8 protein-coding genes and 1 tRNA gene are annotated in these 11,781 nt (G+C 68.9%); 3 read left to right on the top strand and 6 right to left on the bottom strand.

Annotation, left to right across the window (positions count from 1 at the left end):
* Positions 1-109 precede the first annotated feature (109 nt).
* The gene (locus ACWCWD_RS04365) at positions 110-658 is read right to left on the bottom strand and encodes a helix-turn-helix domain-containing protein (protein ID WP_450770138.1); all 549 of its coding nucleotides are present in this window, start codon (positions 656-658) and stop codon (positions 110-112) included.
* 161 nt (positions 659-819) lie between these two features.
* Between ACWCWD_RS04365 and ACWCWD_RS04360 the strand changes: the two genes are divergently transcribed.
* Positions 820-892: transfer RNA gene (locus tag ACWCWD_RS04360), tRNA-Ala, on the top strand.
* 228 nt (positions 893-1,120) lie between these two features.
* On the opposite strand, the gene ACWCWD_RS04355 is transcribed toward ACWCWD_RS04360, so the two are convergent.
* The 3 genes from ACWCWD_RS04355 to ACWCWD_RS04345 all read right to left on the bottom strand — a co-directional run bounded on the left by ACWCWD_RS04355 (position 1,121) and on the right by ACWCWD_RS04345 (position 6,624).
* Positions 1,121-2,239 carry a helix-turn-helix domain-containing protein gene (locus tag ACWCWD_RS04355; RefSeq protein ID WP_450770136.1) on the bottom strand — a complete coding sequence of 373 codons (1,119 nt, stop codon included), beginning with the start codon at positions 2,237-2,239 and terminating at the stop codon, positions 1,121-1,123.
* Between the two features lie 343 nt (positions 2,240-2,582).
* Positions 2,583-2,819 (bottom strand): hypothetical protein, encoded by a 237-nt coding sequence (locus ACWCWD_RS04350; RefSeq protein WP_450770134.1) that lies wholly within the window; start codon positions 2,817-2,819, stop codon positions 2,583-2,585.
* 541 nt (positions 2,820-3,360) lie between these two features.
* Positions 3,361-6,624 (bottom strand): glycoside hydrolase family 3 protein, encoded by a 3,264-nt coding sequence (locus ACWCWD_RS04345; protein ID WP_450770132.1) that lies wholly within the window; start codon positions 6,622-6,624, stop codon positions 3,361-3,363.
* Between the two features lie 502 nt (positions 6,625-7,126).
* Between ACWCWD_RS04345 and ACWCWD_RS04340 the strand changes: the two genes are divergently transcribed.
* Positions 7,127-8,290 (top strand): ROK family protein, encoded by a 1,164-nt coding sequence (locus ACWCWD_RS04340; protein ID WP_450770130.1) that lies wholly within the window; start codon positions 7,127-7,129, stop codon positions 8,288-8,290.
* A gap of 62 nt (positions 8,291-8,352) precedes the next feature.
* On the opposite strand, the gene ACWCWD_RS04335 is transcribed toward ACWCWD_RS04340, so the two are convergent.
* The gene (locus ACWCWD_RS04335) at positions 8,353-9,684 is read right to left on the bottom strand and encodes a PP2C family protein-serine/threonine phosphatase (RefSeq protein ID WP_450770129.1); all 1,332 of its coding nucleotides are present in this window, start codon (positions 9,682-9,684) and stop codon (positions 8,353-8,355) included.
* A 363-nt stretch (positions 9,685-10,047) separates the two neighbouring features.
* Entirely contained in the window at positions 10,048-10,758 is a 711-nt protein-coding gene (locus tag ACWCWD_RS04330; protein ID WP_450770375.1) for a DUF5324 family protein, read from the bottom strand.
* A gap of 329 nt (positions 10,759-11,087) precedes the next feature.
* Between ACWCWD_RS04330 and ACWCWD_RS04325 the strand changes: the two genes are divergently transcribed.
* A complete protein-coding gene (locus ACWCWD_RS04325; protein WP_450770127.1) occupies positions 11,088-11,615 on the top strand; it encodes a peptidylprolyl isomerase in 528 nt (175 codons plus the stop codon).
* Positions 11,616-11,781 lie beyond the last annotated feature (166 nt).

The following is an 11,781-nucleotide window of genomic DNA, read 5'->3' as shown; positions in this document are numbered from 1 at the left end:
GGTCGCACCCGGGTGCCAGGGGCGTCGAGCGCGTCCCCGGCACCGCTGTGCGGCCGGTGCTGGTGCTGCGCCCGGCGGGCCGGGCGCGACCCCGGTGCCGGGCGCGACCCTAGTTCTGGTGTCCCTCGTAGTGCGCGACGGCGTCCGCGGTGCGACCGGCGCCGTACACCCGGAGGAACTCTGCCAGTTCGGGGTGGGTCGGGGCGAGGGAGTCGGCCGCTTCGATGATGTCCCCGGCCGCCGATACCGAGCGCAGCAGCGACTGGATCTCGCGGACGACCCGGCGGACGGTGGGTGCTCCGCCGTTGGCCGTGGCCTGGCCGGTGCTCGACAGAACCGATCCTCCTTGGGACTTCTTGATCTCGTCCATCCGGTCGGCGGCCTCGCCCGCGCTGACGCTGCCGTCCGCGACCTGGACCGCGAGTTCCTGGAGCGCCTGGACGCGCTGGACCACCGCGGGGTTGCCGATCTTGGCCCGCTGGCCGCTCATCAGCTGGGACAGCATGGGCGCGGACAGCCCGAGTACAGCCGCGAGCCGGGCCTGATTCAGGCCAAGATCATCGATCAGCCGGCGGAAGAGCGCGCCGAGCGGCTCCCCGTACCAACTGCGCTGGAGTTCCCTGGCTCTTGCGGTTGCCTCTTGCTGCGCTGCGTCCATCACGCCTCCCCTTCGCTGCTGCGAACCTAGTCGGACATCTTACGGAGAGTGGTCGTCCCCCGGGAGTCCCCATCTCTTTGCGGGAATCCCGCCGGGACCCGGTACTCTGGTCTGCGACGGGCGCTCCACGTGCGGATGGCTAGTGGTGGCGTTTGTTGTTCGGGGCCTTAGCTCAGTTGGTAGAGCGCTGCCTTTGCAAGGCAGATGTCAGGAGTTCGAATCTCCTAGGCTCCACCTGTACAGAACCCCCTGACCTGCGAGAACGTGGTCAGGGGGTTTTCGTTGTCCACATGGGCACCGTGCGTCGGCCAGAACTGTTGTGCGGCAGGACATCGCTCTCGCGTCGTGGTTCTTGAGCGTAGGGGTACCGACAGGGGGCCGGCGATCCCGCGTGCCTCGTGACCTGGCTCGGCCGGTCGGGCCGATGGACAGCTGAGGTACTCGGCGACGCCCTCGCATCGCTCACGAAGAGGTCCAGGCGTTGCGAGCGCCTCCGGTTCGTCGGCTTCTCTGCAGCTGGGACGCTCGGCGGAAGACCGTGGGCGGAACCTGCATCCGGGGGTACAGACACCGGTAGTACGCGCTCCGGCTCAGGCAATTCTCCAGTCCGTATGCGGTGACCTGCACATTTAGTCCGGTCGGGCTCGGGTCGAAGGTGACGAACTTGCGTTCCAGCAGGCCCTCCCACAGGTATCCCGTGCGAGGGTCGCCCATGTCGTCCAGGCTGTACTGCCTGCCGTTTCGCTGGGCCAGGTCCACCATCGTCCGCCACTGCTGCCCGCTCATGGCCTCGGCGAGGAAGCGGAGCTGGGACGAGGCGACGTCGTGGGGCCGCCGCTCGATCTGGTTGCTCAGGTCGGACAGCAGTGCTCGCAATCCCTCCTGCTTCATGGTGCTCTGCTCGTAGGCGAGCTCTATCTCAGTGGTCTTGTACCGCTTGAGCAGGGCCCGGTAGCGTCCCAGGTCGTAGTTGAGCAGGCGGCACACCACGCTGGCGGGGCGCCTGAAGTGCGCAGAGAGCTGGAGAACCTCTTCGTGCTCTGGGGCGACAGCCGTTGGACCGTGCGGCACCGCGGCTCGTTCGAAGATCCGGACCAAGTGTTCGGCGATGCGGGAGCGACGCTCGGCAGCCGCCGGATGGTGGTCCAAGGCTCGATGGATCATGCCGAGGGGAAGAGCCAGCGCGTTCGCGATCTGCAGGGGGAGAGTGCCGTCGTGCCTCGCGGGCAGTATGGCCAGCCGCTCTATCTCACGATAGGTGGTCCTGCTGACACCGATCATCGACGCCAGTTGGGCAGCGGTGAGGCCGGCGTAGCTGCGGAGGTCCTTGAGCTGGTCCATGTAACCGTCGGGCAGTGGCTCATACAACTCACGCGCGTTGACTTTGAAGATCGCCGCGATCTCGGCCACGCGCCCAGGCTCCGGAACCGATGACCCGTGCTCGTAGGCGAGAACCCGCGCCTTGGACGTCCCTAGCAGTTCAGCGAGCTCAACGGCGCTGAGGAGCCGCCCGTTCACCTCCCTACTCGCGCGTAGCTGCCGGAGGATGGTTGCGTCGAATTTCGCGGCACCGCGTGCCATGGGCTGTTACTTCCTCTCTCCAACTTTCAGTCATTCGGGGTACCGTTTAGGGTCAGGTCCAGGCAGGAGCGGGATACGAGGCGAAGCCTGAATCGCACGAAGCTCTGATGGCATCGAAGCGCCGGTATCGTTTAGGGTCAGAATGCGTTTCGGTTTACCTGTCACTCAAGGCAATGTTGGAGCGTCAGCGCCATGCTGAACGCATGTGAGGCCGCCCCGGTAGGCTCTCGGGTCGTCCTCCACCGATACGTCGAAACGAAAAGGGGACCCGCGTCCCGGAGTGGAATCTAGAACGCGGGTCCGAGCCGGCTTCGGCATCAGACGGCGGGTGAGGCTGCAGACCTCATCCGCCGTTGCCGTTGACCAGGCCGTGGATCAGTGCGACGAGTCCGGCGATCGCGGTGATCGCTTCGATACTCGGCTTGATCCACGTCAGCCACGACGGGACACCGTGATGCGGCTCCTCAGGGTCAGGGGTGTCCGCGTCAGCGCGCTCGGGACCCGCCTTGCCCTCGATGTCTCGGGCGCTCGGGTCCGGAACTTCGCTGTCCCGGTCCTCGGACCTCTCGGAGTCGGCCATCCGAATCATGCTCCCTTCCGTTGGGTGTTGATCGAGCCGGTGTGGCCCGTACGACGCCCACCGACCGCATGTCGGAAGAGAGTTGGATGAAGCGTACCGGTTCGCTCACGCGTTCAAGTAATGCAGCAAATCGGGGCCGGAAGCGGAATGCATCGCTCCTGAGGGGCGTTCTTGAATTCGAGTGTTCCTCTCGGGGATTAGCATTCAAATCAATGGCTCGGGCGGGATTTTTCGGGGGCTTCGCCGTGGTGAGGCAGTGCATGGGTGCTTTGCTTGGCCGAAAATCGCCACCGTGGCGAACCCTGATGATGCAAGAGTGACGAACGCCACGTTGCGTGGCTTTGTGGGATTTGCCGTCGGCCGGGGTGTGGTGGGTGCGGTCGGCGCGTTGGTGCTTCACCGAGCGCCGGAGCGCCCCCGACCTGATGGAGCAGGTCGGGGGCGCTCGGGGGAAGTGCCGGGGTGGGCGGGCGGCGGCACCGGTCGGGGCTGCCGCCGCCCGTGGGATCAGCGTCCCCGCGGGATCAGCGTCCCGGTGGGATCAGTGGCCCTTGCCGTGTCCCTTGCCGTGGTCCTTGTCGTGTCCCTTGCCGTTCGAGCCGTGGCTGTTGGCGGAGGGGGCCTTGGAGACCTTGCTCAGGGTCGCGGTGACCGCGGGCTCCAGGTTCTTGAACTGCGAGGTGTACGGGCCGACCTTGATGCCCTTCACGCCGTTCAGGCCGGCGAGCTCCTCGAACGCCGAGCTCTGCGAGGCGGTGGTGAGGACGCGGATCGCGCTGCGCTGGAGGTCGCCGAGGCGCAGCGGGTAGCCCTGGGCGGGGTAGTCGCCCTTGATCGCGACGGTGTAGGCGACCACCGGGCTGCTGTCGTCACCGGCCGTGGCGTGCTGGACGTTCGTCAGGCTGATGCCGGCCTTCTGGGCGGCGGTCAGACCGGCGGCGCTCGGGTCGAGCAGTGCGACGACCGCCTTGTACGCGGCGTCGACCGAGGCGTACTTCGCGTTCGGGGTGAACACCTGGTTGTTATACGCGTCCCGGACGGTCTCGCCGGACAGCGGGGTCTTCGACAGGTCGGTCTTGGCGTCGACGGTGGTGTTCAGGGTCGTACCACCGGTGGCCGACGGCGTGAAGCCGCCGAACTGCCAGGTGTAGGAGGTGCGGGTGGTGGTGACGGTCCGGTTGTACACGGGCAGGCCCGTGACGTCGGTGGTCGGCGCCACCTGCTTGATGGCGTTGATGACCTCGGCCGGGTTGCCACCGGGCTCGATGAGGTCGTTGCCGGCGTACATCGAGGTCAGCGAGCCGTGGCTGCCGCCCCAGTCCGACATGACCGTGCCCTTGTAGCCCCACTCGCCGCGCAGCAGGTCGGTGAGCAGGTCGTAGTTGCTCGCCGTCCAGGTGCCGTTGATCTTGTTGTAGGAGCTCATCACCGACATCGGCTGGGCGGCCTTGACGGCGATCTCGAAGCCCTTGAGCTCGATCTCGCGCAGCGTGCGCTCACCGATCACCGAGTTGCTGGTGGTGCGGTTGGTCTCCTGCGAGTTCTCGGCGAAGTGCTTGATCGTCACGCCGACACCGGGGATGGACTGGACGCCCTCGGTGGTGGCGGCGGCGGTCAGGCCGGAGACCAGCGGGTCCTCCGAGTAGTACTCGAAGTTGCGGCCGTTGAGCGGGTCACGGTGGATGTTCATGCCCGGCGCGAGCCAGAGCTGGACGCCGTACTCCTGCATCTCCTCACCGACGGCCGTACCGACCTCGGCGACCAGGCCGCGGTCCCAGCTCTGGGCGAGCAGGGTGCCGACGGGCCAGGCGGTGCCGAACTGGTAGGTGGCGGCGTCGCCGGTGCCGATCTGCTGCGTGAGGCGGAGGCCGGCGGGGCCGTCCGAGAGCGCCATGCCGGGGATGCCGAGCTTCTCGTAGTTCGGCGTGGTGTAACCGGCGGCGCCCTTGGCGGTGAGCGTGGTGCCCGCTGCGCTGGAGCCCTCGACGATGTCGGCGAGCTGGGAGACGCTCAGGCCGGCGACGAACTGCTCCATGGTCGCCTTGCCCTTGGCGACGTCGTACAGGGTGGTCGCCGTGTTCGTGGACACGTGTTTGACCTGCTCACCGGTCTTCGGGGCGTACGCCGAGCCGGTGCCCTCCCAGTTCTTCTGCTTCGGGTCGAGGTAGACCGTGGTGGAAGAGATCTTGTCGCCGTCGAGGGCGTAGTAAGGGGAGGAGGAGTCGACCGAGACGTTCTGCTGGTACGGCGACGCCTTCTTCTCCGTACGGAACGAGGACGGGTTCAGCTTGATCCGGCCGGACCGCGCGATCTCCGACTTCTCACCCGGGTAGGTGTAGAAGTCGGAGGTGGAGCTGGTGAGCTCGGTGGCGGGCTTCTGGTCGTTCAGCTCGGTGTGGTCCTGCTCGGTGACCACGGACTTCGCGAGGTTGAGGCGGGCCGCGACGTGCGTGTTCCGGGAGGAGTTGCCGACGCGCACCACGTAGTCGCCGGCGTCCAGGACGTAGGCCGCGCGGGACTCGTCGTAGGCGGCGAGCGAGGTGGTGTCGAAGCTGACCGTCACCGTCTGGGACTGGCCCGGGGCGAGGTTGTCGGTCTTCGCGTAGCCGGTGAGCTGCTGGTACGCCTTGTCGAGCCCGGTCTGCGGGGCCGACACGTAGACCTGGACGACCTCCTTGCCGGAGTACGTGCGGCCGGTGTTGGTGACCTTCGCGGTGACCTTCACGGTCTTGGCGTCGGCCTTGACCTGCTGCGCCTTGATGTCGAAGTCGGTGTACGACTGGCCGTAGCCGAACTCGTAGTTGACGACGCTCGACGGGTCGGCGGGGTTGAGCTTCTTGTAGAGCGAGTCGAAGTAGCGGTAACCGACGTAGATGCCCTCGGAGTACTGCTCCGTCAGCGGGTCGTTGTCGTTCTTCCCGAACGTGGCGGACGCCGGGTAGTACGAGTACTGCGAGGCCCACGTGTCGGTGAGCTTGCCCGACGGGGTGACGGTGCCGTTCAGCACCTCGGTGAGGGCGGCACCGCTCTCCTGGCCGGCCTGGCTCATCAGCAGCAGCGCGTCGAGCGCCTGGCCGCCGGGAGCGTTCTTGACCTCACTGTTGATCTGCTGGAAGAACGAGGTGTCGACGATGCCGCCGGTGTTCAGCACCACGACGACGCGCTTGTACGTCTGGCCGAGCAGCTTCAGGTTGGCGCGCTCGATGTCGGTGAGCTGGTAGTCGCCCTTGCCCGAGGAGCGGTCCGAGCCTTCGCCGGAGTTCCGCGCCACGACGAAGACCGCGGTGTCGGTGGCGGCCGAGGGCGCCACGTTGGCGGCGGTCAGCGGCTGCTCGACGGAGGCGTAGTCGACGGTCGAGCCGAAGGTGCTGCCCGTCGCGCTGGCCGGGTACTTGGTGTCGTACGCCTGGGTCATCGCGGACCAGTAGGCGTCGCTCGTGGTGACCTTGTAGCCGGCGTCGGTCAGACCCTGGCGGGCGGAGATCGTGTACCGGTTGTTGACGTTGCCCGAGCCCGTGCCGCCCTTGACGGTCTTGTAGGCGCCGACGCCGAAGAGGGCGATGTTGCCCTTCTTGGCTATCGGGAGCGCGTGGTCGTGGTTCTCGAGGAGGACCATGCCCTGAGTGGCGGCTTCCCGCGACAGCGCCGCGTTCTTCAGCTCCAGCGCGGCGGGGTTGGGGTCGGAAGTGGCCGCGGTGGCCGCGGGGACTCCGGTGAAGACGATCCCGGCGACGACCGCGGTGGCGGCGGCGATCGCGACGGCCCGGCCCCGGCGGACACCTCTGGGCAGACGTGTGGTGTGCATGTCAGTAAGTCCTCTCTCAACCGCATTGTCCAGATAGGAGGTTCATGCCGGACGGGCAAACCTCCAGCCCGGAGGTCTGCGGAAGGATCGTCCGCTCGGCGTGAGCTGAGCTGACCCTAAGAGCGGCTTTTTCTGTGGTCAATGGCAAAAACATCGTGAGTTTCGCGAGTTTTTCGACTCTTAATTGGTCGAATGATGGAGAGGGCTCTCCGGCTGTCAGACACCGTGACAGAGGGCGAACGGCCTGCTATAAGGGCACGTCAGAAGGGTTGTTGAGAGCGATACGGGCCCGGAACCGGTTCCGGAGGCACCTGTTGGCGAGGGCGCCGAACCGCTCCGCTCGAAACTTCATGCACCGCGAACCCGGTTCACAGGTTGTCGGCACAGCGCTCCCGGGCGAGTCCCGTGGAGGGCTAATCGGTTACGGACAGCGGTACTTGAGGGTGAACGGAAGCCGTCGCACACCCTCCTCGGACGGGAGGCCTGACCTTAGGATCTGCGCATGCCCCAGACGCCAGCAGGTTCCTCGCCCCGGGACCGGACCCGCGAGGACGTCTTCCTGCACATCCAGTCGGCGGGCCACCTGACCCGCGCCCGGATCGTCGAACTCAGCGGACTGTCCCGGAGCACCGTCAACCACGCGGTGGCCCGGCTGCTCGCCGACGAACGCGTCACCGAGACACAGGCCGAGGGCGGCGGACCGGGCTCCGGCAGCGGCCGGCCCGCGGCGGTGCTCCGCGTCGTACCCCGCCACGGGGAAGCCCCCGTGGCGGCCATCGACTTCGGCCACAACCACATCAATGTCGCCCTGGGCGACTCCCTCGGCCGCCCCGTCGCCGAGGACCGGGTGGAGCTCGACGTCGACCTGCGGGCCGTCGAGGCGATCGATCGTGCGGCGGGGATGCTCGACGGACTGCGCGGCTCGTTCGGGACCGACCGGCTCGGTGCCGTCGTCGCGGGTGTACCCGGCCCGCTCGATACCGGATCGGGGCTGGTCCGCTCCCCCACCATCCTGTCGAGCTGGGTGGGGCTCGCTCCCCGCAAGGAGCTCGAACAACGCCTCGGAGTGCCCGTGCACGCCGAGAACGACGCCCTTCTCGGCGCGTACGGAGAGCTGCACCTCGGAGTCGGCCGCTGCTACAGCGACTTCCTCTACGTCAAGGTGTCGCACGGCATCGGGGCGGGGATCGTCGTCGGCGGGGTGCCGTACCGGGGGGCGCAGGGGTACGCGGGCGAGATCGGGCACACCCAGCTGCCGGGGCACACGGAGATGTGCCGCTGCGGCAACCGGGGCTGCCTGGAGACCGTGGTGTCGGTGTCGGCGCTCGCGGCGCAGATCGCCCACACCCACCCCGGAGTGGTGTCCGGGCCGCGCTTCCTTCCGCAGGTCGACGACCCCGTGACCGACCGCATCCTGGACGGGGCGGGCCGGACACTCGGCGGCGTCCTCGCCGCCTTCTGCAACCTGCTCAACCCGTCGGCGCTGATCGTGGGCGGGGAGCTGGGCGCCTCCACCGGGGCGCTCGTCGAAGGCATCACCACGGCGATCCGCCAGCACGCCCAGCCGGCCATCGCGACCGGGCTGCACATCCTGCCCGCCGGGCTCGGCACCCGCGCCGAGCTGCTGGGCGCCCTCCGGCTCGCCACGACGCTCGTCCCGCACTGAGCGGCCCACGGGTCGCCCACGGGTCTCCCACGGCCGGGTCGGATTCCGTGCCGGGGCCGTCGTCAGCGGGGCGGTTCGGCGGAGTCCTGGCGGCCGGGCAGGGCGGTGGCGGTCGAGGAGATCTCCGTCCACCGGGTGACGGACAGAGCCGGCTGGACCGGTCCCGCGGACGGCGGCGCGACGCGTACGGCGAAGATCGTGGTGTCGTCCTGGAGCCGTCCGTAGACGTGCCCCAGCATCCGGTCCCGTACGGCCCTGACCAGGCGGTACGGCGAGTCGGCGAGCTGCGGGTCCTGAGCCACGGCGGCTTCCAGCGCCTCGGCCAGCGGGAAGAAGTCGCCCGCCCGGTCGCGGGCCTCGGTCACCCCGTCCGTGGTGAGCAGCAAGGTCTCGTCCCCGGCGAGGCGTATCCGGTGCGGCGCCGCCGACCGCTCCGACGCCGGGGCCAGCTCGTTGAGGCCGAGCGGGAGCCTGCCACTGCCGGCGTCCAGCCGGCGTACCCCGCGCGCGCTGACCGCGAAGGGCGGATCGTGCCCGAAGTTGATGACGTCGACGTACCCGCCGGGGGAACCGGGCGGCGGGAAGTCCAGCAGGACGGCGGTGGCGAACCGGTCGCCGTCCTTGTAGCCCATGGCCTGTTCGTACAGCCGGTTGCGTTCCATCCGGACTTCCATGCGCTCGCCCACCACCCGGAGGTCGGGCTGGTGGAAACCGGCCTCCCGGAAGGTGCCCAGCAGATTCGCGGCCACGGCCACGGCTCCGAGACCCTTGCCCTGGACGTCACCGAGCAGCGCGCGGGTACCCCAGGGACTGGGCTGGATGTCGTAGAAGTCGCCGCCGAGCCGGGCTTCCGCGTCGGCGGGCAGATAGATGTGCGCGTGCAGCAGCCCGCCCCAGCTGGGCGGGAGCGGCCGGATCACGGTGGCCCGGGTGGTGTCCGCGACGTTCCGGACGGAGAGCGAGCGTCGCTCGCCCCGGCGGCGGAGCCAGGCGGCCGCGACGGCGAGCAGGCCGCCCATGGAGACGAGGATGAAGTCGGGCAGCCCCGCGCGGAACTCGTGCTCCCACGCCTGGTCGATCACGCCGTACGCGGCCACGGCGGTGACCGCGAAAAGGGCGGTGGTGCCGACCGGGCAGAGGGCGGCGGCCACGACCGGGACCACCACGAGCCAGGACAGCACCCGGAAGTCGCCCGAGGTGTTCCAGTCGGCGAAGCAGACGACCACGAGCAGGACGAGCGGCAACAGCCAGCCGAGCCGGCGCCGGGGCCGTCCGAGGACCACCAGCAGTGCCCGGTCCAGCCAAGGCTGCCGCCGGAGGAGCCCGCTTCCATGGGGAGCGGGTACTTGGTCGGACCCCGGTGGTGAGGAGCGTGCGGAGGGGCGGGAGGGCACCTGGCCAGCGAATCACGGTCTCCGGTGCCACGCATCCGCACGTCCCGGGGACGGTTTTCGGAGGGGGTTCTCGGCGTGCCGGAGCAAGGGGCCGGTTCTCGGCGCGCCGGACGCGGGATCCGGTTTCCGGGGTGCCGGGCGCGGGGTCCGGTTCGCTCAGGCGGCTTCCGGAGGCCGCTTCCGGAGACGACCTCCGGGAACGGCCGAGGGGCGTCGGACGACGCTGCGGTCGTCCGACGCCCCTCGGTGGTGGGGACGGGGTGGAAGCCGGGTGCGCGCGGTGGGCGGACGCGACTGTTTCACGTGAAACGCTGCTCCGTCGGAAGTCCTGTTTCACGTGAAACAGGACGGCAGGGCCGGTCCTCAGGGACGGTCGCCGGGGTTCTTCCCGTTCGGGCCGCCGGTCTCTGCATCCGACTGCTTGGCCCTGACCTCGGGGTCCAGGTCGGTGCCGTCGACCGAGGTCAGCGGTGCTCCGGGTGAGCCGACCGCCGTGGGCTCGGACGGCTCCACCAGCCAGTCCGGGTTGGCCTGCCGGTCCCACCAGCGCCAGGCGGCACAGGCGCCACCGGCGACCAGCGAGAAGATGAGGACCCCCTTGACGAACCGGCCGGTCTTCGCCCGGCGCGCGTTCTTCCTGGCAAGCCGGTGGATGTCCTGGGCGGTGACCTGACCGCGCAGGGCGGCGAGGGCCGCCGCGCTGCGTACCTGGGCCTCTCCGGCGACCGGAGCGGCAGCGGCCACCGCGTACTCGAAGCGCGGCACGGTGTAGCCGGCCGCGTTCCTGGCCGCCTTGCGGGTGTGTGCGGCGGCGACCCGGGCGGTGTCGTCGACCTTCGGGGGTACGTGGGCGAGGGCCTGGTCGAGACGGGGTGCCACGCGTGCGACGTACTGCACGCGGGCCTGCTGTGCTGCCGCCGACACCTTGGGCGCGAGGCGCACCCGGGCCTCGTTGGCGTAGTGCGCGGCCTGGATCCTGGCTGTGTCGGCGTAAGGCGCCACCACTTCCGCGGCGTGCTGCGCGCTTTCCTTCGCCGAGTCGGTTGCGGCGCGCACGCTGTCGATGCGGGTCACGTGATCCTCCTCCTTGGTGGCGGGTAGGTACTCCGCCTGTCCGCCCATGCCGAAATCATGCCTGTGGGGCTTCTGCGGGGCATGCGGGGCGGGCATCCGGGTCATGGGACATATACGGTCAAACCGAATCGTGGAGTGCGTGGACGACGATGCCACGGTTCGGGTGGAGGCGCGCCGTACGGGCCTCTGCCCGGCCGGGTGTGTCCCGGTGAAGCCGCCCGGACGGGGCACGGGGAGGCGCACCTCCGCAGTCTCCGCGCGCGGAGAGTCCGTCGTGCGAGGATCGGGGGGCTTTTCCGCGCAGACCGAGGATTGATGGAAGGCAGACCGTGGCCGAGCAGCTGTACGCCACCCTGAGGACCAGCCAGGGCGACATCGAGATCCGGCTTCTGCCGAACCACGCCCCCAGGACCGTCCGGAACTTCGTCGACCTCGCCACCGGCGCCCGTGAGTGGATCCACCCGGCGACCGGCGTCCGATCCGCGGGCCGGCTCTACGACGGCACCGTCTTCCACCGGGTCCTGGAGAACTTCATGATTCAGGGTGGCGATCCGCTGGGGAACGGGACCGGAGGTCCGGGGTACGAGTTCGCGGACGAGTTCCACCCCGATCTCGCGTTCACCCGGCCGTATCTGCTCGCCATGGCGAATGCGGGGCCGGGGACGAATGGGTCGCAGTTCTTCGTGACCGTCTCACCGACTGCCTGGCTGACGGGCAAGCACACGATTTTCGGCGAGGTTCCCGGTGTGGCCGGCCGCAAGATCGTGGACACGATCGCGTCGCTCCCGGCGAACCCGCGGACGAACCGCCCGTACCAGGACGTCGTGCTGGAGTCCGTCGTGGTCGAGCACCGCTGACCCGTCGGCCCGTCGCTTTCCGTGGTCCTTTCGAGATCCGACGCTGCCGCGCTGTCGTCCGTGCGTGATGTTCCGCGCGGAGAACGCGATGAACGCGATGAACGCGATGAACGCGGAGATCGCGGGGAACCATTCGGACCGACGGTCCGTACGGTTACATAACGGA

This window comes from Streptomyces sp. NPDC001493, from assembly GCF_053597235.1.
The sequence above is the reverse complement of the archived record's forward strand: the minus strand, read 5'-3'. Positions and strand labels throughout refer to the sequence as shown.

What these genes read in the sequence shown, in the direction of transcription:
- ACWCWD_RS04340 (WP_450770130.1), top strand. Translation starts at nt 7,127, where the DNA reads ATGCCCCAGACGCCAGCAGGTTCCTCGCCCCGGGACCGGACCCGCGAG.
- ACWCWD_RS04345 (WP_450770132.1), bottom strand. Translation starts at nt 6,624, where the DNA reads ATGCACACCACACGTCTGCCCAGAGGTGTCCGCCGGGGCCGGGCCGTC.
- ACWCWD_RS04355 (WP_450770136.1), bottom strand. Translation starts at nt 2,239, where the DNA reads ATGGCACGCGGTGCCGCGAAATTCGACGCAACCATCCTCCGGCAGCTA.
- ACWCWD_RS04365 (WP_450770138.1), bottom strand. Translation starts at nt 658, where the DNA reads ATGGACGCAGCGCAGCAAGAGGCAACCGCAAGAGCCAGGGAACTCCAG.
- ACWCWD_RS04350 (WP_450770134.1), bottom strand. Translation starts at nt 2,819, where the DNA reads ATGGCCGACTCCGAGAGGTCCGAGGACCGGGACAGCGAAGTTCCGGAC.